The sequence below is a fragment of the Rodentibacter rarus genome, from assembly GCF_001998965.1.
In the GTDB taxonomy this organism is placed as follows: Bacteria; Pseudomonadota; Gammaproteobacteria; order Enterobacterales; family Pasteurellaceae; genus Rodentibacter; species Rodentibacter rarus.
On sequence record NZ_MLHJ01000036.1, the window covers coordinates 1 to 21,565 of the forward strand.

20 protein-coding genes and 1 pseudogene are annotated in these 21,565 nt (G+C 36.6%); 10 read left to right on the plus strand and 11 right to left on the minus strand.

All coding sequences use genetic code 11. The annotated features are described in order from the left end of the window. Nucleotides 1–103: 103 nt before the first annotated feature. Together can and asnS are read right to left on the minus strand one after the other, a co-directional pair. Nucleotides 104–787 (minus strand): carbonate dehydratase, encoded by a 684-nt coding sequence (can, locus tag BKK50_RS04695; protein ID WP_077415805.1) that lies wholly within the window; start codon nucleotides 785–787, stop codon nucleotides 104–106. Between the two features lie 68 nt (nucleotides 788–855). Next, nucleotides 856–2,259 carry an asparagine--tRNA ligase gene (asnS, locus tag BKK50_RS04700; protein ID WP_077415807.1) on the minus strand — a complete coding sequence of 468 codons (1,404 nt, stop codon included), beginning with the start codon at nucleotides 2,257–2,259 and terminating at the stop codon, nucleotides 856–858. A 138-nt stretch (nucleotides 2,260–2,397) separates the two neighbouring features. Between asnS and sohB the strand changes: the two genes are divergently transcribed. Next, complete coding sequence (gene sohB / locus BKK50_RS04705) at nucleotides 2,398–3,456, plus strand: protease SohB (protein ID WP_077415809.1); 1,059 nt, start codon at nucleotides 2,398–2,400, stop codon at nucleotides 3,454–3,456. Between the two features lie 198 nt (nucleotides 3,457–3,654). After that, nucleotides 3,655–4,515, plus strand: a complete 861-nt coding sequence (locus BKK50_RS04710; protein WP_077415811.1) for an OmpA family protein — start codon at nucleotides 3,655–3,657, stop codon at nucleotides 4,513–4,515. Between the two features lie 72 nt (nucleotides 4,516–4,587). Here BKK50_RS04710 and BKK50_RS12810 read toward each other — a convergent pair. Beyond that, nucleotides 4,588–5,073 (minus strand): annotated as a pseudogene (locus BKK50_RS12810) (transposase); the annotation flags it as partial. 360 nt (nucleotides 5,074–5,433) lie between these two features. Between BKK50_RS12810 and gshAB the strand changes: the two are divergent. The 4 genes from gshAB to BKK50_RS04735 all read left to right on the plus strand — a co-directional run bounded on the left by gshAB (nucleotide 5,434) and on the right by BKK50_RS04735 (nucleotide 10,182). Beyond that, a complete protein-coding gene (gene gshAB / locus BKK50_RS04720; RefSeq protein WP_077415813.1) occupies nucleotides 5,434–7,707 on the plus strand; it encodes a bifunctional glutamate--cysteine ligase GshA/glutathione synthetase GshB in 2,274 nt (757 codons plus the stop codon). Nucleotides 7,708–7,833: 126 nt separating this feature from the next. Beyond that, nucleotides 7,834–8,913 carry a PhoH family protein gene (locus BKK50_RS04725; protein WP_077415815.1) on the plus strand — a complete coding sequence of 360 codons (1,080 nt, stop codon included), beginning with the start codon at nucleotides 7,834–7,836 and terminating at the stop codon, nucleotides 8,911–8,913. A gap of 1 nt (nucleotide 8,914) precedes the next feature. Continuing rightward, on the plus strand, nucleotides 8,915–9,394 hold the full coding sequence (ybeY, locus tag BKK50_RS04730) for an rRNA maturation RNase YbeY (protein ID WP_077415817.1): 480 nt from the start codon (nucleotides 8,915–8,917) through the stop codon (nucleotides 9,392–9,394). A 2-nt stretch (nucleotides 9,395–9,396) separates the two neighbouring features. Next, nucleotides 9,397–10,182, plus strand: coding sequence for a Cof-type HAD-IIB family hydrolase (locus BKK50_RS04735; protein WP_077415819.1), 786 nt, complete (start codon nucleotides 9,397–9,399; stop codon nucleotides 10,180–10,182). 121 nt (nucleotides 10,183–10,303) lie between these two features. On the opposite strand, the gene BKK50_RS04740 is transcribed toward BKK50_RS04735, so the two are convergent. The 8 genes from BKK50_RS04740 to suhB form a co-directional block, all read right to left on the minus strand. Continuing rightward, a complete protein-coding gene (locus BKK50_RS04740; protein WP_077415821.1) occupies nucleotides 10,304–10,489 on the minus strand; it encodes a hypothetical protein in 186 nt (61 codons plus the stop codon). 15 nt (nucleotides 10,490–10,504) lie between these two features. Beyond that, nucleotides 10,505–11,170 (minus strand): HEPN domain-containing protein, encoded by a 666-nt coding sequence (locus BKK50_RS04745; protein ID WP_077415823.1) that lies wholly within the window; start codon nucleotides 11,168–11,170, stop codon nucleotides 10,505–10,507. Between the two features lie 22 nt (nucleotides 11,171–11,192). After that, on the minus strand, nucleotides 11,193–11,501 hold the full coding sequence (locus tag BKK50_RS04750; RefSeq protein ID WP_077415825.1) for a hypothetical protein: 309 nt from the start codon (nucleotides 11,499–11,501) through the stop codon (nucleotides 11,193–11,195). A gap of 65 nt (nucleotides 11,502–11,566) precedes the next feature. After that, nucleotides 11,567–12,811: a dynamin family protein gene (locus tag BKK50_RS04755; RefSeq protein WP_077415827.1), complete on the minus strand. Its 1,245-nt coding sequence runs from the start codon at nucleotides 12,809–12,811 to the stop codon at nucleotides 11,567–11,569. A 10-nt stretch (nucleotides 12,812–12,821) separates the two neighbouring features. Further along, the gene (locus BKK50_RS04760) at nucleotides 12,822–15,074 is read right to left on the minus strand and encodes a dynamin family protein (RefSeq protein ID WP_077415829.1); all 2,253 of its coding nucleotides are present in this window, start codon (nucleotides 15,072–15,074) and stop codon (nucleotides 12,822–12,824) included. 3 nt (nucleotides 15,075–15,077) lie between these two features. Continuing rightward, on the minus strand, nucleotides 15,078–16,820 hold the full coding sequence (locus BKK50_RS04765; RefSeq protein WP_077415831.1) for a dynamin family protein: 1,743 nt from the start codon (nucleotides 16,818–16,820) through the stop codon (nucleotides 15,078–15,080). A 9-nt stretch (nucleotides 16,821–16,829) separates the two neighbouring features. Then, on the minus strand, nucleotides 16,830–17,717 hold the full coding sequence (locus BKK50_RS04770) for a helix-turn-helix transcriptional regulator (RefSeq protein WP_077415833.1): 888 nt from the start codon (nucleotides 17,715–17,717) through the stop codon (nucleotides 16,830–16,832). Between the two features lie 467 nt (nucleotides 17,718–18,184). Further along, nucleotides 18,185–18,988 carry an inositol-1-monophosphatase gene (suhB, locus tag BKK50_RS04775; RefSeq protein WP_077415835.1) on the minus strand — a complete coding sequence of 268 codons (804 nt, stop codon included), beginning with the start codon at nucleotides 18,986–18,988 and terminating at the stop codon, nucleotides 18,185–18,187. Nucleotides 18,989–19,190: 202 nt separating this feature from the next. Between suhB and BKK50_RS04780 the strand changes: the two genes are divergently transcribed. From BKK50_RS04780 to BKK50_RS04795, 4 genes are read left to right on the plus strand one after another with little or no spacing between them, the layout of a single operon-like run. Then, nucleotides 19,191–19,706, plus strand: coding sequence for a pilus assembly FimT family protein (locus tag BKK50_RS04780; RefSeq protein WP_077415837.1), 516 nt, complete (start codon nucleotides 19,191–19,193; stop codon nucleotides 19,704–19,706). Between the two features lie 4 nt (nucleotides 19,707–19,710). Further along, nucleotides 19,711–20,415: a PulJ/GspJ family protein gene (locus BKK50_RS04785; RefSeq protein WP_077415839.1), complete on the plus strand. Its 705-nt coding sequence runs from the start codon at nucleotides 19,711–19,713 to the stop codon at nucleotides 20,413–20,415. Further along, a complete protein-coding gene (locus BKK50_RS04790; RefSeq protein WP_244149417.1) occupies nucleotides 20,412–21,104 on the plus strand; it encodes a DUF2572 family protein in 693 nt (230 codons plus the stop codon). Before BKK50_RS04785 ends, BKK50_RS04790 begins: the two co-directional genes overlap by 4 nt. 4 nt (nucleotides 21,105–21,108) lie before the next feature. Then, on the plus strand, nucleotides 21,109–21,420 hold the full coding sequence (locus BKK50_RS04795) for a DUF5374 domain-containing protein (protein ID WP_244149416.1): 312 nt from the start codon (nucleotides 21,109–21,111) through the stop codon (nucleotides 21,418–21,420). The last annotated feature ends 145 nt before the right edge of the window (nucleotides 21,421–21,565 follow it).

Below are 21,565 nucleotides of genomic sequence, written 5' to 3' on the forward strand. Positions count from 1 at the left end.
ATTGAAATAATTGATTTTTATAACGGACACACGCAGTGTGTCCCTACATTCTGTTAAAATTTCTATTCTTGTGCATTTGCTACATAATACCTCACTTTTTTGCTTATTTATCCAGCTCTTTTTTGAGAATATCCTCTTCTTCCAAGGTTAGCAAACGGGCAATGGCATTACGATAGGATATTTCAAGGGTTTCACGGCTAGTTGCCATTACCCCTTGATCCACTAAAAAACCATCGTTAACGTCATAAACCCAACCGTGTAGAGAGAGCTTTTGTCCTCGTTCCCAAGCACTTTTCACAATAGAGGAACGACCAAGGTTATAGACTTGTTCGGCAACATTAATTTTAGTGAGCATATCCGCGCGTTTTTCCGGGGAAAGTTTACCGAGCATATGACCGTGTTTAAACCAAATATCACGAATATGGAGTAGCCAATTATTGATTAATCCAAGATCATGATCGGCCATCGCCGCTTTTATGCCCCCACAATTGGTATGACCACAAATGATAATATGCTCAATATTAAGTACATCCACGGCATATTGCACAACAGAAAGGCAATTCAGATCCGTGTGAATGACTTGATTTGCCACATTTCGGTGAACAAATAATTCACCGGGTTCTAAATTCGTGAGTTTTTCAGCGGGAACACGACTATCGGAGCAACCAATCCAAAGGTAATGAGGGGTTTGGTGATCGGCAAGTTCTTTGAAATAGGTGGAATTTTCCTCTTTCATTCGCTGTGCCCAGCTTGAATTATTAGCAAAAAGTTGTTCAATTTTGTTCATATCACTTTCCTTAAAAATAAAAAATTTGACCGCACATAAAAGTGCGGTCAATTTTTAAATGCTTTTAATTAGAAGTTCGCATTTCTTGGTGCACGTGGGAATGGAATCACATCACGGATATTTTGTACGCCTGTCACATAAACGATTAAGCGTTCAAAACCAAGACCGAAGCCTGAGTGAGGCACCGTACCGTATTTACGAAGATCACGATACCACCAATAATCTTCAGGGTTTAATCCCATTTCTTCCATACGTTTATCTAGCACTTCCAACCGTTCTTCACGTTGTGAACCGCCAATAATTTCACCAATTCCCGGTGCAAGAACATCCATTGCCGCAACGGTTTTGCCATCATCATTTAAACGCATATAAAAGGCTTTAATGTCTTTTGGATAGTTTTTTACCACAACCGGTGATTTGAAATATTCTTCCGCTAAATAGCGCTCATGTTCGGAGGAGAGATCAATTCCCCAAGATACCGGGAATTCAAATTTCTTACCAGATTTTAATAACACCTCAATGGCATCGGTATAATCAATTTGAGCAAAATCGGAATTGATGAAGTTTTCTAAACGGGTAATCACCTCTTTATCCACGTGTTTTTCAAAGAAGGCGAGATCATCTTTGCGTTCGGATAACACAGCTCGGAAGACATATTTCAACATATCTTCGGCAAGTTTGGCATTGTCTGCCAAGGTGGCAAAGGCCATTTCGGGTTCGACCATCCAAAATTCAGCTAAATGACGGGTGGTATTGGAATTTTCAGCACGGAAAGTCGGACCAAACGTATAAATTTTACTTAATGCACAAGCATAGGTTTCACCATTTAATTGACCGGAAACCGTTAAAAACGATTCCTTGCCAAAGAAATCTTGGCTAAAATCGACCGCACCTTTTTCATCACGTGGAAGATTTTCGAGATCCAATGTGGAAACTCGGAACATTTCACCCGCCCCTTCGGTATCGGAAGCTGTAATCAGTGGTGTTGCGACCCAATAGAAACCTTGTTCGTGGAAGAAACGGTGAATAGCTTGCGCCAAACAATGACGCACTCGGGCAACGGCACCAATAATATTGGTACGCGGACGTAAATGAGCCACCTCCCGCAAGTATTCAATAGAATGGCGTTTTGCCGCCATTGGATAGGTATCCGGATCTTCGACAAACCCGGTCACTTCAACTTTTTCTGCTTGTAACTCAACGGCTTGACCTTCAGCAGGTGACTCAACGATTTTACCTGTTACGATCACAGAACACCCGGTAGTCAGGCGTAAAATCTCGGCTTCATAGTTTTCAATATCGTTGTTAATGATGGCTTGAATCGGATCAAAACAAGAACCGTCATATACTGCTAAGAAAGACAATCCAGCCTTGGAATCACGACGGGTACGAACCCAACCTCGTACTGTAACAGTTTCACCAATCGAGACTTTTCCTTGTAATACATCAACAATTGATGCAATTTTAGACATATAAACCTCTCGCTATAAAATTAGGGGATAAAAAAATGTGGCTAGTTTACCTTAAATCACGAAATTTTCCATAAAAAGTTAGGGCTTAGGGGGAGAGTAAAGTACAATACTCGGCTTGTTAATGAGAGGAGGCTATTTATGTGGTCAGATATTTTAACCGGTTACGGTATTTTTATTTTGGAAATTTTGACAATTTTATTGGTTATTACAGCAATTATCGCTTTTATTATTTCTGCACGTCAGCATAAGGCGGGGTTGCAAGGGGAGTTGGTTATTACGGATCTATCGGAACATTTTGAGAATACCGTAAAACAGTTGCGTCATTTTCATTTGTCGGAAGATGAGTTGAAGCAGCAAGAAAAAGCGGAAAAGAAAGAAGAAAAACAAAAAGCGAAGGCGTTGAAAGCCAAACTGAAAAAAGGGGAGCCGATTGAAACGTTAAAGCCTTGTGTTTATGTTTTAGATTTTAAAGGCGATATTTTGGCTTCGCAAACAACCGCACTTCGTGAAGAAATCTCAGCGATTCTTCATGTTGCAAAACCGGAAGATGAGGTATTACTGCGTTTAGAAAGTCCTGGCGGGGTTGTTCATGGATACGGTTTAGCCGCTTCTCAATTGATACGTTTAAAGCAAAAGGGCATTAAATTAACGGTGGCGGTCGATAAAGTCGCAGCCAGTGGCGGTTATATGATGGCTTGTGTGGCAGATAACATTATTGCCGCACCTTTTGCCATTTTGGGGTCTATTGGGGTGGTTGCGCAAATGCCAAATATTCATCGTTTATTGAAAAAACACGATGTTGATGTGGATGTAATGACGGCTGGAGAATTTAAGCGAACGATGACCGTATTAGGTGAAAATACGGAGAAAGGAAAACAAAAATTCCAGCAAGAATTAGAAGAAACCCATCAATTATTTAAACAATTTGTTCAACAAAATCGACCGCACTTGGATATAGATAAGGTTGCAACGGGGGAACATTGGTTCGGAACTCAAGCCTTAGAATTGGCACTAATTGATGGCGTGTCTACCAGCGATGATTTGTTACTTGAAGCAATGAAAGAAAAATCGGTGGTTGGTATTACATACAAAGTGAAAAAAACATTACTACAGAAGTTAGGGCAGCAGGCGGAAGAACGGATGGATAGTCTGATTCAGCGTTATATGCATAAAAATGCCCAAGATTTTATTCATTAATTTTTTATTTACATTTCTTTACAAAAAACCATTGAAAATTGAGGGAGTTAGATATTGTTGGATGTTTACAAAATTGCCTTTTGAGATTAGTATAAGCGCCCGAAACTTTAATAGTTTTCTCGTGTAAGATTTGTTGCGTTTAGTTGTGTGTCTTCTTGATAATTAAGGGGGCACTTTAACCGTTAAAAGGTAAAAGGTATGAAATTATCCCGTATTTTATTCTCAACCGTTGCTATTGCAACTGTGGCTGCCTGTGGTAACTTAAGTAAAGTTACGCCAGAAGGTATGCCTGAATATAAAGATGTTGATGGTGTTCAAGTGCCACAACTTGTATGGCCAAAAATTGATAAGTCCGGTTTTAATCACGATGGTAGCCAATTCGGTTCATGGCCAAATTGGGATAATGTACGAATGATTGAACGTGGTATGAATAAAGATCAGCTATACAATTTGATTGGTCGTCCGCATTTTTCAGAGGGCTTATATGGCGTAGAAGAATGGGATTATGCATTTAACTATCGTGAAAATGGTGTGCATAAAATTTGCCAATATAAAGTTTTGTTTGATAAAAACCATAATGCGCAAAGTTTCTTTTGGTATCCAAACGGATGTAACGGTAACTTTGCTTATACGTTAAGTGGTGATTTCCTATTTGATTTTGATAAAGACGTATTGACGCCACGTGGTAAAGAAGTGGTTGATAATGTGGCTGCTCAGTTAAAATCCTCTGGTGCAAAAGAAGTTAAAGTTGCCGGTTACACTGACCGTTTAGGTTCAGATGCATATAATATGAATCTTTCTCAACGTCGTGCAAATCGTGTGAAAGCACGTTTAATTGAAGAGAGTGTCGTTGCACAAATTACTGCGATTGGTTATGGTAAGAATCCACAAATTAAAGCTTGTGAAGGTTTCCGTCACGCAAGCCAAGAAGAAAAGGACTGCTTACGTCCTAACCGTCGTGTAGAGATCACCGCAGCCGGCTCCGTGTTGAAATTGCATCAAGAAGCGGGGCAAGAGAATGGAGGGACACAAGGACCTACCCCACTTTACCAAAAGTAGTTTTTGATTGAATAAAAAATAGCATAACAATTTGGTGTGATCTCAAAAAGTGAGATTCTTTTAATTCAAGGACTAAGTTCTGTACTCCACAGGGCTTAGTCCTTTTAGTTTAATTTGAATCTGTTCATAATTATAGCAATGAATATATTCATTGATAGCTTTTCAAACTGCTCAAAGGTTTCAAACCGCTTGCCGTAATAATATTTTTTAATCGGACAAAAAAGTGCGCCATCGCACTATGTATCCGGACAATTTCCTTTTCTTGACATCCTTTGGCTAATCTCATTTTCCTTCAACAAACATTGATAACCATGCATTTGATACTGCTCTCCCTTGGTTTGAATAAAGAATGGGACTTTAAAATCGCCTGTTCTATCATTCCGCTAATCTGCTCAAAATTCGGGCTTAGTGCTAAGCGATAATCTCACCGTTAAACAGATCTTTAATTGGCGATAAATAAAGTTTGCCTTCATCACATTTAAACTTGCTGACATCTGTGAACCAAAATTTACGAAATCGGTTTTTGTTCCTCGAGCGAAAAAGAATCGAATTTGTTATTTGCTTCCCCTTATGGTTGTGCACGAATAATGGGATGGAGTTCAACCTCGATATACCGCACTTAGAATATTAGTGAATGGACAAGAAAAAATAAGACACGAGATAACGAGGAAGGATTTAAGCTCAACCTATGTGATACCGCTACACCATATCATCCCGGCAAATCAAGATACGAGCATTGAATTGCAGGTGGATTCGTCATTTTCAATTAAATTTTAAACCCAATACTCAGCAATTTCGGCTTACAGTACACAAAAAAAATGAAGCATAACAAAATATACTTGCTATATTTCCTATTTATTTTTCTTAAAAACCTGACCATAATATTAGGGAAATTATTCTTAATAGAAAGGAGACTTTATGAATATCCAAAACCTTATTAAACAGAACCATCTTGAATTACTTTTTCAACAGGGATTATTTGGTATTGAAAAAGAAAGCCAACGTGTGTTAGCGGATGGATCGATTGTGACAACTGAACATCCTAAGGCTTTTGGTAGTCGGCGTTTTCATCCTTATATTCAAACTGATTTTGCAGAAAGCCAGCTTGAATTGATCACGCCACCGTCTAAAACATTGGAGGAGGCATTACGCTGGCTTTCGGCTATCCATGAAGTCGTATTGCGTACATTGCCAGAAGATGAATATCTTTTTCCATTGAGTATGCCGGCAGGGTTGCCGCCGGAAGCGAAAATTAAAGTCGCACAATTAGAGGATGAGGAGGATGTCGCATATCGTGAATATTTAGTGAAAAGCTACGGCAAGTACAAACAGATGGTGAGTGGCATTCACTATAATTTCCAATTAGATACTGAATTTGTCGATGCCTTGTTCAATTCACAAAATGAACAAAAAAGTGCGGTTGATTTTCAAAATGATTTATACCTCAAAATTGCGAAAAACTTCCTACGTTACCAATGGGTTCTGCTTTATTTCTTTTCTGCTACGCCAACAGTAGATAAAAAATATTTCCGAGGGAGCTCTCCACTCAAACCAAATCAATATGTGCGCAGCCTGCGATCAGGTCCTTTCGGTTATGTGAATGATCCTGAAATCAAGGTTTCTTTTGAAAATTTACAGGCCTATGCCGATAGTCTTGAATATTGGGTGAATAGTGGAAAGTTGATTGCGGAGAAAGAATTTTATTCTAATGTTCGTTTACGTGGTGCTAAAAAAGCCCGTGATTTAGTCAAAACCGGTATTCAATATCTTGAATTTCGCCTTTTTGATCTCAATCCTTTTGCGCCTTACGGTATGACACTGGAAGATGCGAAATTTATCCATTATTTCATTTTACTGATGGCATGGTTGGATCATACCGCCTCTCAAGAAGATATAGAATTAGGCAAAACCCGTCTTGCAGAAGTGTCTTGGGAAGATCCTTTATCACCAACAGCGTATTCTGTAGAAGGGGAGCTACTCTTACTAGAAATGCAGAATATGCTTAATGCTATTCAAGCAAGTGATGAAATTAAAAGCATTGTAAAAGAAAAATTTGCACAATTTGAGAACCCGGGTGACACGCTCTGCGCAAATGTGGTTATTGCCATGGAGAAATTTGGCGGTGATCAAAAACTGGGGGCAGATATTGCGAAAGGTAATAAGAAAAATGCTTTAGAACGTTTTTATGCCCTATCCGCCTTTGACAAAATGGAGCTTTCAACGCAAGCATTAATGTTTGATGCGATCCGGAAGGGGTTGAAGATTGAAATTTTGGATGAGCGTGATCAGTTCTTGAGCCTGCAATATGGCGATCATATTGAATATGTAAAAAACGGCAATATGACCTCATATGATCGTTATATTTCACCTTTAATTATGGAAAATAAAGTGGTGACGAAAAAAGTGTTGGCAAAAGCCGGTTTTAATGTGCCGAGAAGTGTGGAATTTACCGATATAGAAAGTGCGGTCAAAAATTTCCCACTTTTTGAAAACCGTGCTGTGGTGATTAAGCCGAAATCCACCAATTTTGGGCTTGGTATTACGATTTTCCAACAAGGCTTACAAAACCGTGATGATTTTGCTAAAGCCGTGGAAATTGCCTTCCGTGAAGATAAAGAGATCATGGTAGAAGATTATTTGGCGGGCACGGAATATCGTTTCTTCGTATTAGGGGGGGAAACCCTTGCCGTATTGCTTCGTGTACCGGCAAATGTGATGGGAGATGGTGTGCATTCCATCAAAGAATTGGTTGCAATGAAAAATGAGCACCCATTACGTGGCGATGGTAGCCGTACTCCATTGAAAAAAATTGCGCTAGGCGATATTGAAAAACTTCAATTAAAAGAACAAGGATGGACAATTGATTCCATCCCGCCAAGAGATCAGATCGTACAATTACGGGCTAATTCAAATATTAGTACCGGTGGGGATTCCATTGATATGACAGATCAAATGCACGAGAGTTATAAAAAAATTGCAGTGGGCATTTCCAAGGCTATGGGGGCGGCAATATGCGGCCTGGATTTAATCATCCCGGATTTGGCAAAACCGGCTGAGCCTCATCTAAAATCATGGGGGGTGATTGAAGCTAATTTTAATCCAATGATGATGATGCATATTTTTCCATATATTGGAAAATCCCGCCGGGTAACCTTAGACGTGCTCAATATGTTATTTCCTGAAATGAAATAGTATTGCCAATCGGAAACGTTGGTTTTTTATAAGATATAGGGTTTCGCCATTGGTGAAACCCGATGTAAATAAAATCGGATTAAGCTAAAATAGCCCCTAAATTTAAATCACTCAATATCAAAATTAATGACAACATTTACCCTGGAACCTCAAGATAATACACGCCTTCAATCCCTTTGCGGTGCATTTGATGAGCATCTTAAACTGATCGAAAAAGAGTTTAACCTGAATATCGCCCGCAATAATTTCACCTTTACCCTCAAATCCTCTGAAGAGAATCCCAAACCTCACCACGAAAAACGCCTTCAACGTGCGGTTAAATTAATCCAAGATTTATATGTGGAAACCGCTCCGATTAAGGGAAAAGTGAAAGAGTTGGATTTGGAAGAAGTGCATATTGCTTTACAAGAAAGTCGAATGCTTTCTCAATCGGAAAGTGGCGCTGAAAATCAAGTTTATAGCACAACAATTAAAACAAAACGGGGGGTAATTAAGCCGCGTGGTGAAAATCAAATTCGATATTTGCATAATATTTTAACCCACGATATCAGTTTTGGTATCGGTCCTGCGGGGACGGGAAAAACCTTTTTAGCCGTAGCTGCAGCGGTGGAAGCCCTAGAGCGGCAAGAAATCCGCCGTATCTTATTAACCCGTCCTGCGGTTGAGGCGGGAGAAAAACTCGGTTTCTTACCCGGGGATTTAGGGCAAAAAATCGAGCCTTATTTACGCCCACTGTATGATGCTTTATTTGAAATGCTCGGCTTTGAACGGGTGCAAAAATTGATGGAGCGTAATGTGATTGAAATTGCGCCGTTAGCCTATATGCGGGGGCGCACATTAAACGATAGCTTTATCATTTTAGATGAAAGCCAAAACACCACAGTTGAACAGATGAAAATGTTTCTCACCCGTATCGGTTTTAATTCCAAAGCGGTGATCACCGGTGATGTGACACAAATTGATTTGCCTCGTAGCACCAAATCGGGTTTACGCCATGCCATTGAAGTGTTAGAAAGCGTCCCTGAGCTCAGTTTCAATTATTTTGATAGCCAAGATATTGTGCGACATCCTGTGGTGGCAAAAGTGGTTCAAGCCTATGAAGCTTGGGAAATCCAAGACGAAATCCGCCGCAAGGCGTTAGCGGAAGAACGCAAAGCCGAACGGGAAAAAGAGCGGTCAATTTTAATCGAGAATTTAGGAGAATAATGTGGGCAATATCATCATTGATTTACAGATCGCCACTGAAAATACGCAAGGTTTGCCAACGGAACAACAAATTACTCAATGGGCAAGCGCCGCCGTACAGCCGGAAAGCGATAACGTGGAAATGACGGTGCGTATTGTAGATGAAGCGGAAAGCCACGAACTCAATCTCACTTATCGTGGAAAAGATCGCCCGACAAATGTGCTTTCTTTTCCCTTTGAATGTCCTGATGAAGTCGAATTACCTTTATTGGGCGATTTAGTGATTTGTCGCCAAGTGGTAGAGCGTGAAGCCATCGAGCAAGAAAAACCACTCATGGCGCATTGGGCGCATATGGTGGTGCACGGCAGTTTACATTTATTAGGCTATGATCATATTGAAGATGATGAAGCCGAAGAAATGGAAAGCCTCGAAACACAGATTATGCAACAGTTAGGGTTTACCGACCCTTATTTATTGGAAAAAGAGCAACATTTGGAGTAACTATGTATAAAGCCGTATTTAGTGATTTTGACGGAACCTTACTCACCTCAGATCATCGAATTTCCCCAAGAACTTTAGCTGCTATTCAACGTATCACCCGTAAAGGGATCCCTTTCGTACCGATTTCAGCCCGTTCCCCCCTTGGTATTTTGCCTTATGCCAAGCAAATAGAAGATTACAATGTCATTGTGGCATTTAGCGGCGCATTGATTTTAGATCGAAATTTGACCGCACTTTATTCGGTGAACATTTCCTCAGAGGATATTCAAAAAATTAATCAGGTTTTGGCACAACACCCGGAACTGGGGGTGAACTATTACACCAATGACGACTGTGTGGCGCGTGATGTGAATAATAAATGGGTTATTTTTGAAAAGAGTGTCACGAAAATCCAAATCGATCCTTATGATGAAAAAGCGATTTATTCACCACACAAAATTCAAATTATTGGTGAAGCTGATGAAATTATTGAGGTTGAAAAACGCTTGAAAGCGGCTTTTCCTCATTTAAGTATTTTCCGTTCTCACCAAAATTTCTTAGAAGTGATGCATCAATCTGCTACAAAAGGCAATGCAGTGCGTTTTTTAGAAGATTATTTCCATGTCAAAATTGAGGAAACGGTTGCCTTTGGCGATAATTTTAACGACTTGGATATGCTGAAAAATGTCGGGCTTGGTGTGGCAATGGGTAATGCCCCCGAAGAGATAAAACAAGCCGCCAATCGTGTTACCGCAACAAATAATGAGGATGGATTAGCCTTGATTTTGGAAGAGATTTTTCCGGAATAAAAAACGATAAAAAATAACCGCACTTTACCTGAGTATTGCTTATTTCAAGGCTAAGTGCGGTTTCTTTATGAGGGAAACTGAACGCAGTAGGGAAGTCTATAAAATAGAGAGATTGCCTAAACTAAAAGAGGGATTTGACCTTATCCCAAAAAGAATTTGCTTGGCACGCTTTTAATTCAACTTCCTCTCCACATTGAGGACAACATTCAAAGTGCGAGATAAGCACATCACCAGTGTTTAACACTGAATCTTTCCATTCACATTTTTTGCAATGCCATTGCATCGGTTTTGGAAATGGTATCGGCATTTTTATCTCCTTATTTTAATCACGGATAACAGGATAGTAGGGTTTACCCCAATTTATTTCTTGATGGTTTTCCATCATAATTTGCAACATTTCAGGAATTAGCAACGACAACACTCGACAACCGTCTTTTAATTGTTCTCGGTTAGCACGGCTATTATAAGTTGCACCACCATGTAGAATTTGATTGCGTAAAGTATATAAACAGGAAAAAATTACCTCTAAAATATATTGCGTTTCACCTCTTTCTAAAGCGGAATAGGCTTTATCTTTACTTCTCTCAAAAGCAAGCAGAAATTCCCTCTCTGAAATTTTACCATTGTGATAATCCCAAAACGGCTGGTAAACAAATTGATTTTTTATTAATAAGCGGATTGACTGAGAAAATTTATGCCACACTAAATTGTAGAGCCGTTGCTCTTTATCACAGCGACAAATTAAGTGTAGAAATAGATTAAAGGTATTACGATCACCGGTATTGACATCAAGTTCCCTTGCATACGCCGAATTAAATGAAATCCATAATGCAATAAATTGTGTATCTAAATCATCCAATTCTTTCGCATTTTCAGATTTTTCTAACCAACTAATCGCACGGTGAATTCGCAAGCGAAAATCTTCTGCGTAGTTATCAATATCCCGATGTTCACGGAAATAGGTTTTAAGGGTTTGGGCGATAGGCATTGTTTTTTATCCTTTTATATATTTACCAGTTCAACATTTTTTGCACAATATCTTCTGAACGATATTTTGTTTTTAATAAATCACATAAGTTTTTATTTTCGGCTAAATCATTTTTATAAAATTTATTTTCAGCCAATATTAACTGAGCTTCTTTATGTAAAGTAGGGTTACGAGCAAGACTATTACCAATATAATGAGGAATCTCTTGTTTTATAATCATTTTAGCTAAAGATTTTTGAATCTCTTTAGGTAAATCCAATCGCCTTGAAAACGTAATAAAACCAGCTTTACCTTTAGCACTATATTTTGTTTTTTTTAATTTCTCAAACATTGTTTTAGGATCGTCTTTTGAATGAACTTTAGTCTCATCATTTTCTATTGGGAAAGAAGTAGGAGTTAAATTCTCCCCTCCCCCCCCCAGATTTCACTTAATAGTCTTTGAGATGGACGAATATTTAAGCTAGAGATAAAATCAAATTTTGATTGTTTATAGAAGGCTAGTTCTTTTCGAGATAAAGAACTATAGGCTGAAATCCCGGCAATAGGGAGCTCATCGTCTTTTAAGATTTCTTGGATTTCATCCATTATTTCTTTAACTATATTTAATGGTTTTAAATCTGCCTTATTTAATACGATATAAATTGGCATTTTAGGAGAATCATCAAGCACTTTTCTCAAAAAATCTAAATCACTTTTCGGCATTGTACCGTTGGAATCTAATCCGATTACCCAAATCAGTGCGTCCGATTCTTTAATAAAATCAAATGCGGTTTGCATATCTTCATTTGTTGAGCTTCCTTGTAAATTTGCCGGATTATATCCCGGCGTATCAATAAAACATAAATACTCAAAAGGTATTAGCGTTTTTAAACATAAACCGGATACAAGAGATTTTAAATTGATTTTAAATTCTGTAAAAAATTTATGTGTAAGTTTATGGTGTATTTCCTCATCAATCTCAAATAAATCAATTAATTTATCAAATTTATTTTTTGCCCAAAGTTGAGTTTTATCACTATTTATAATATAAGTTGGAATAGCAGTTGTAGGCTCTACACTGGAAGCAAGTTTTAGCTCTTTATCTTTAAATAAACTACTAATAAATTCAGATTTTCCCGCACTAAATCCACCTGCAACAGCAACTTTAGTTTTGTTTTTAAAGTAAAAATTGCCTGCTTGATCTAGCCCCACATTAGGATCAATTAATGAGGCAACTAATTTTTCTCTTAGCGTTGAGTCCTTTAATTTATTAGACGTGTTTTCTAATTTCTTTTCAGTATCAAGAAGTAGATTGTTTTTTAATGATAGCTCTTCTTGGGATTTTTCTAATTTACCGGCTGTATTGGATAACTCGTTCTCGGTTTGAGATAACTTATTTTTAGTGTTTGATAGTTCATTATCTGTATTTGCTAAATTATTCTCAGTTTGAGATAGCTTTTCTTTAGTATTTGATAGCTCATTCGCTGTATTTTCTAGATGTTGATCTAAAAAATACAACCGTTGATCTATATCATCAAGTTGTTTATCAACAATTTCAAGTTCATTTTCAATTGCTGCAACTATTTTAGACTTTTTAAATAAAAACTTAAATTTAGAGGTGTTATCCACCTCTGTTAAAATTGATTGTAACTCTTTACGCATAGAATGCCCCTTATAGTCCTTTAATTTCTTGGTTTAAATTAGACCATTTTCTTAAACTTTCTTCTTTGTTTTCTATATCTCTCACTAGATTCGTAATGTCTTTATTTAAATGAGAGACTAAATCTTTGGAGAGTTCCACATTTTTTAAGACAGAAATCGTGTTTTCTATTTTAGAATCAATCTCTTTTTCTTTATTGCGTTTTAGATTCATTAAATAATTTCTACTTTCTGTAATGAAACGATCCCCTTCAGATTCTCTTAAAACACCGCCTTTATCAATTTCGGAAGGCAAGTTTTTATCTAACTTAATTTTTTCATCCGGAAGATTTTTAATGACAACATCAATCGCATTTAACAGACTTTTCTTAGGTAATTTTAACTGATATTTCTGACAAAATTCATTAAATGCAACTTCCATTTCTTTCCGTAGCTCTTTTTCTAAGGCATTTCGTTTATTGTTTATGACCTTATTGAGGCTTTCTCCTAAATCATTCAATATTCGCTGAATAGAATCTCGAATTTGGTTTGCGTAAACAACACGATATTGAGTTGTAACATCACGGCTACGGGTTTCATAAGTATAATCATCTCCCCAACCGAAAGTAACAACACTCCAAACTTTACGAGCAAAAGTTTTTACTTTAACATCATAATATTCGGTTTTAGTTTCGCTTTTTGTATCTCTTGCATCATCCGGTGAAAACTCACTTAAATGATAATCTAAATACTTATTTAAGTCTTTATCCAGCTCCCTTTTATAATTCCAAATTACATCATTGTATTTTTCGTTCATCTCAATAGAAAGATTTTCTGAGGCATCTATCAACCTTTCTACCTGGTTATTTAATTCATTAATATTTGAATTGTTAATTTCATTAATTTTATTTTGTGTGTAATCAGAGAGTTTTTGGATATACTCTTCAATAGTATTATTCTGCGCTGAGATTAAATCATTAATTCTTTGACATAATATATCTTCTTTTTTTACTGTGACATCTTTAATGATTTTTTCTATTTTAGGTATAGCAGATAATTCTAACAGCGTTTCTTTAACAACATCTGTATTTTTATCCAATTCTGAGTAATGTGATTTTAAGTTATCCCAAACAAATTTTTCATTTTCATCATATTTTTTAGGATTTTCTAAATGTTTAGCTAGGTTAAATGCAATGCTAGAGCTACAAATTACATTATTCTTTTTTAAATCATTAAGTATTGTTTCATTAATCCCTATACTTTCCTCTTTACCATTCTGATCTTTATTTAAATTTTTTAATGTACCTGTTAATTTTTTTGATAAATTATCTATGGTAAGAGAAATACTCTCTCTCTTTTCACTACCGTAAAACTGCATATCCGATTGGCTTGCAATAAGATGAATTTCTCGTATACCTGCTTGACCGGTAACACGAGAGATTAATTGAAAATCTTCTCGGCTTAAGAATTGCCCGGCAGGAGAGACAATAAATACCACATCACATTTGCTTAATAATTGTTCTGTACGTTCTTCACGAGATTTTACAGGGTCATTAAGTCCCGGCGTGTCAATGATTTCCAGATCTTTTATTTTCTCATTAGGGATATAAATTTTAACGGACTTGGTAAATGGCATATAACGCCCATTTGAACCCACAAATTCAGCTAATTTTGAATTAAAAAGATCTTCTATTGTTTCCGCCTCCAAATTATTAAATTTTTTTAATTCAGATAGACTGACTTGGCTTTCTTTAATCCTTTGATATTGATCATAAGATGCACTATAAGGATGATCCTTCATCTCTCTTTTGGCTGCTTTTTCTGCTCTTTCTTCTAGCTGAATAGTTGCCAGTTTACCTTGTTTTCGTAATTCATCCCGTTTGCTCTCTTTTAACTGATCGAAAGCTTTTAGATATTTTTTAGCTTCAGACTCAATATTATCAATGTCTTTTTGAGTAAAAAAATCAACTTCTGCTTGAATTTTTTCTCCATATTCTATTATTGTTAAAGCCGCTGTCATTGGTGTTGCGGCTTTTGGAAGAATATTTTCTCCATCAAAAAGTAAAGCATTTAACAATGAAGATTTTCCAGCTTTTACTCGACCTATAATTCCCACTCTTAATAAGCGTGATTGATCCTCCATATCTTTAAGATCGTTTTCTAGCTCGATTTTTTCTTTAATTCCTTTTTTATTCGCCAATGCATACGCTAAAAATTCATCACTATTTTGAATTATTGGGTTATTTAAAAAGGATTCAATTTTAGAGATACGTTCAACAATATTCATAATTTACACCTCACTATTTAAAAATTTTTGAGATAATCTTGATACAGTATTTTGTGCTGTTTTTAATTCAGCAATACGTCTTTCAATATTGAATGATTCTTTTTCTTTCATTTGTAATTCACCTTCAATAGATTCTTTTTGATTTTTTATTGATTTACTAAATTCATCTGCAATGCCTACAATCATTCGGTTAATCGCCTCATTAAAAATATTTGGGAAAATTTCTTCTAGTTTTCGTCTTAATTCGTTTACGACATCACGTTTGATTTTTTCTTCTAATTTGGCTACGGGATCCTCTTCCTCACCAGAGGAGTTACTACTAAACAACTTAAAAATACCTTCAAGAAATGGCAGTGCTGCTGTTAATATTCTCGCTATTGTAGCTAATATGCCGCCTGAAAATACACTTGCTAAGGCAGATACACTTTTAACAATATCGCTCATATCAATACTTGTATCTTCAACAGATTTTTTACAACTATCCACAATATCCTGAATAAATTTACTATCCATATTTAAAGAAGATAATGCACTAGAAAGTCCTAATTCAGCGACATGGCTAAATTTAGTCATTTCTTGAATAGCTCTTTTTTTAACCTTTTCTTTTAATTCAGCAGTTAATGTGGTTTGTACGCTGTATTCTAATTCTCTTTTTAATGCTTCAGGGTTATTTATACCAATTGAAGCTAAGTAACTCGCTTTATTATAAATTTCTTCACAAACACGACTAATAATATATCTAATATCTTGTTCATTATCTCTTTCCAGAGATTTTAGAATTTTATCCTTTTCTAGTTCTAAATTCTTTATTCCATTGTTTAGATCCCGTATTGCATTTTTGACTGATTCTTTATCCGTATCCAGAGTTGTTAGTTTAGATTGAATATTATTGATTATTTCTTGATTATTTTCTTTTAGTCTTTCAATGAAAATTGAATTAAAGAACTGATTAGGATCAATACCAGTTAAAATCTTATTAAGATTTTCACCACCATTGTTATCCAATAAGATAATTTCTCTGTCATAGTCGAATTCATCAAGTAAATATTCTGCAATATCTTCTTGAATTTCTTTTACTTGTGATGTTGGTCTTAAATTTGTTTTACTTAGACAAAATGTAAAACCTTTACCAAATTCTTGTAAGGCACCTATTTCTTTAGATAAAGAAGATACAACCGTTCCATCTTCGATATTAATTAAAATAATAAAATGAGCTTGCCTATTTAAATAAGTGTGGATTGCTTTATTATGCCCTTGTAATGGAGAGTCAAATCCAGGCATATCGACTAAAATTAATGGAGAGATATTTTTTAGTTTTTCTGAATTAATATAATACTGAAGGTATTTATAATTACCGGCTTTTTCTTTTAGTAAATTTCCTTGCTCAATAGGATACTCTTCTTTCATATCATTAGTTGTTATAGCAACAATTTTCTCATCTTCACTATAATGTAATTCGGCTGCAAGTGCAGTTTCCGGTCTTACGTCTGTAGATAAGTATTCTTTACCTAAAAAAGAGTTAATGAGTGTACTTTTTCCTGCACTAAAACCTCCAATAACAGGAATGACAAGTTGTGTTGTTTTTATATCCTTATATAATTTAGTTATACTATTTAAAATTTCTTTTTCTTCATTAAAAATTGTCTTAATTACCTCATTAATTTGAGAAATATAATTTAAGAATTGTTGTTGCTTTTCTATAGAAGTAGAGCTGTTAAAACTTTCATTTAATAATTCATTAGACATAATTTTTCCTTAATTTTGATTTGATAAATAATTTTGTAACTTTTCGATCATTTTTCCCTGTAATTCACTCGGATTAATAATCGTCAAATGCGGTATCCAATATTGCACCAGTGGCACAATATCCAGTTCGTGGACATTTTCGCTGGATAATATCAGTTCGCCGTTTTCTGCTTTGTGAACGAGTTTTTGATTCGGCAGTAAATTACGGCGTAAGAAATAGGGGGCGGCGAAGGCGGAGACTTTAATAAGTACTTCACTTAATTGGTTGCCGTGGGAAATGCTGTCATTTTTTGTGATTTCTTCCAGCAGTTGCGGGTTAGGTGTGAAAGATTCATTCAACATTTCGACCGCACTTAATTGGGTAAAACAAAAGGTTTTTTGTTTGTCTTGATCTGTCCCGATGAGATACCAGATACCATTTTTGTTAATCAGGCTGTAAGGGGCGATTTTGTAATATTTGCCTTCTTCGGTATTCAATTTCTTATATTTAAAACTAACGAAATTGCGTTGTTGAATGGCTTGTTGCAGTTGGTTAAATTCTTTTTCAAGATGATGAATGCTTTCATATTGAAAACCTTTAACTTGCACGCTTTGGGTCAGTTTTTCTTGATAAAACTGTTGGTCGATTTTAGGGAATAAATCTGCCACGCTCACAAAAAGGGCGAAGCGTTGAATATCTTCTTCCGTGAGAAACCTCAGTCTTTGACGGTTAATTTTGTAATATCTCGCACCTTTTTCTTCCCACTCTAAAAAATCAAAGCGGTTTATATCACGCTGAATGGTGCGTAATGAAACACCAAATTCTTCAGATAATTGGTGAACATCAAGCCGAGTCCCTTGATTAAGTTTACCTAATAGTTGTGCTAAACGTTGTGCAAGTTGATGATTCTTTTTCATTTTCTTAAATCATTGCGAATTGGTGCATATAATTTATCAAAAATTTGCTTACACCAAGCGTCAGGTTGTGTCGCAAGTAAATTTTTTTTTACTTTTAGTTCGTTGAGGTTTTAAAATCTAGTCGGTGATAAATTGGCTTAACTATCAAATTTGTCAATATGATTTTTCTTAGAGAGAAGATTGGATCTGAAAGAAAGTAGTTGTGAGATAATAGATTTTTTAGAAAAGAAAGACGATAATTTGATTGATTGATTGATTGATTGATTGATTGATTGATTGATTGATTGATTGATTGATTGATAACATAATTGGCTTGTACCCAGTATGAAACTAAACAGCGCCATTCTATGTAAATTTTTTATGGGTGGCAAGGGTAAATTGAGTATTGCGTGTAGCTTGATTCTATGTGAAATTTTTTATTTTTTGACCGCACTTCCATAAAAAGTGCGGTTATTTTTTCAATGTTTTTAGTTTTTGAAATCAACGCCTAAGCAAGGGCGAATTTTGTTTAGTATTTCTTTTAATACCCGACTTGGGGCAGCAATGATATTTCCACTACGTAAATAGCCGTTGTTTCCTTCAAAATCACAAACGAGACCGCCGGCTTCACGTACGATTAAGTCACCTGCTGCACAATCCCACGCTTTTGTGCCCATTTCAAAATAACCGTCCACACGGCTTGCTGCCACATAACATAAATCTAATGCGGCAGACCCTGTGCGGCGGAAATCTGCAACATTTTCAATTAATGCATTCATTATGGCAAATTGGGTTGGCATAAGTTTGGGTTGTTTGAATGGGAAACCGGTGGCAAGAATGGTGCCTTGAAGTTCACGTTTTGCCTCGACCCGTAAGCGCACTTCATTTAATTTTGCGCCTTCACCACGCACGGCAGTGAATAATTCATTACGGATAGGATCATAAACGACGCCCACTTCGGTGCGGTTTTTCACACGAATGGCGATGGAGACAGAAAAGTGTGGCAGACCGTTCATAAAATTGCGGGTTCCATCGAGCGGATCGATAATCCATTGTATATCGCTTTCTTTCCCTTCAATGGCGCCGGTTTCTTCCGTGATAATTGTGTGTTCAGGGTAAGATTTCCGAATAATTTCAATAATTTCTGTTTCAGCGAGTTTGTCTACGCTGGTCACATAATCGTTAATGCCTTTTTGCGTTGTTTCGATAGTATCACGGCGTTCGTAATTTTTAGCAATGACATTGCCCGCTCTTCGTGCCGCACGAATGGCGATATTTAACATTGGATTCATAATTCCACCAGATTTTAAAGAACCAAAAAAAATTTCCGCGTCATTATAACGGCATTTGTAAAAATAACCAGCTGAAAATCATAAAACAATATTTTTTCCTTATCTTTTTGTGGCTTTTGCGATCAGAATCGAAAAAATGATTCATTACTGTTGTATTTGTGAGAAAAGCCATTAAAGTGCGGTCGGAATTGAGGAAAATTTTATGCGAAAAGGTGCGACATTGGTGGAATTATTAATTGGTTTGGCGATTATCAGTATTGCATTGAGTTTTACTGTTCCCCTCTGGAAAACGGATAATCCCAAGAAAATTTTAGCGAAAGAGCAGCATCGTCTTTACTTATTTTTGCGACAAATTCAGGGGCGGGCGGAAAATTCTTCCGAGATTTGGTTTATTTTGGCAAACCGTCATCCCACCACGAAACGTTGGTGTATGACGGCTCAAGTGAAAAATAATAAACTTTGTGATTGTTTGAATCCGACAGCTTGTCCCAAAGAAGTTTATGCCCACTTTTATTACCCCTATTTTGCGGAGAAAACCACGCTCATCAGTCCAAAAATTTATCCCGTGGAAGTGGCACGTTTTAATGGCATACGCAATACCGTTGATTCCAACTGTTTTTTATTACAATCGGGAGATGAACGTACCCTATTTTCCTTTTTTAATGTGGGCAGTTTGAAATTGAAACCGAATCAATCCCCCAGTGCTTGTACGAGATAATAGGATGAAAAAAGGGCAAACACTATTGGCGTTAATGATTTCATTAGCCATTTCGTCCGCACTTTTGTTGGTGGTGTCACGGTTTTACACCAATATACAGGTTCAGAATCGACAGATGTTGTTGAGATTGAAACTTCAGGCTGAGTTGCAACGAACGATTCAGCTTATCGGTAAAGATCTTCGCCGTGCAGGGTTTCGGGCATTAAATAATAAGTTGATTGAAAGCAATGTCAGTTTGTTTGAGTTAGACGAAAAAGGTTTGGCGCTGTTTATTTCTCAAGCAAATAATGCACCGAAAAATAGTTGTGCTTTATTTTTTTACGATCTCAATGCAAACGGATGTATCGGTGAAAAATTCACGAAAAATACTTGTTTAAATGGAGGGCAAAATGTGGCAAAAGGCATAGAAAAAGAGTTTTTCGGCTATAAATTGAATAACAAAATGATTGAAACGAAACAAACTTATAAAAGTGCAATTAATGCTAAGTGTCAATCAACTGAATGTCAAAAAGCACTTCAACAAACTGCTTGTAATGCCGGGGGCGGTTGGACGGATTTACTGGATGAAAATGAATATGAAATTACCCATTTGCAATTTCATTTGGTCGCAGAAGGGAAGGGGGTTGAAATTCAGCTTGCCGGCAGTTTAAAAAGCCATCCGGCTATTCAATATGAAACCGCTATGGTGGTGGCATTGTGGAATCAATGATGTTGCACGAGGGAAGAAAGGGCGCAGTAACACTGACTATTTTGATCTTTCTTTCAGGTTTGCTCACAGTGATGTTGCTTTTTGATGATAGTACCCTGAGTTTTTTTCGTGCACAGCAAATGCAGCGTAAAAATTATGTGGAACGAACATTAGCTTTACAAAAAATAATGTCGCAAGAGCAACAAAACGCTTGTTTATCATTGCCTTTGGATAATTCGGATCATGTTCGGCAGGTTTCTATAAATATGGAAGACGCAGAAGATGCCATTCAGTATTCAATCTGGTGTCAGCGTACTACGATATTTAAAAAATCACCAACGAAAGGTGATAATCAAGGCTTGTTGGTAAATTTTATTCACTTAGAAAATCTTGATGAATTTCGACCGCACTTTTCAATGCCACCTTATCCTTTAATCACGAATAAAACGCCACAGCTATATTGGTTTCAAGGGAGGCAAACCGAATGGGAAGTGAACGGCACTGTACAAGGCATTTTGGTCGCAGAAGGGGATTTAACCTTGCGTGGTAAAGGTCGGGTGAGTGGTGCGGTGATGACAGGTGGAAAGCTCGTATTAGAAGGCGTGACCGTTACCTATAGCAAAAAGATCATTGAGTCCTTAGTGCAGCAATACAGTAAATGGCAATTAGCGGAGAAAAGTTGGAGTGATTTTAAAGCCTCAAGTGAATAGGGGAATGTCGCTGACTTCAGTGATGTTTACGCTAATGGTGTTTAGCATATTGTTTCTTGTGTTTAATCGCTGGACAGCAAATCAACGCCAAAGTGCGGTGAAAGTTTATTATGATTTTCAAGCCTTACAGATTGCGGAAAATCAAGTTCAGCGGCAGTTTTTAGGTTTACCTTGTGAACAACAAGTGAAACAAAATGGCACACAATTTCAAATACAATGTCAAAGTAATCAAGTGGTTATTCGCTCTCCGTTGGGGGAATTTTCACTGAAAAATGAACGGTATTATGTAGCAAATGCACAAAAACAGAAATTTTAACAGAACGTAGGGACACACTGCGTGTGTCCATTATAAAAATTAAATTATTTCAATAGGTTAAGATTCGGACACACGCAGTGTGTCCCTACAAGATAACAAAAAAGTAATGTTGTGCAACTGCTGCATAATACCGAAAATGAGTGAA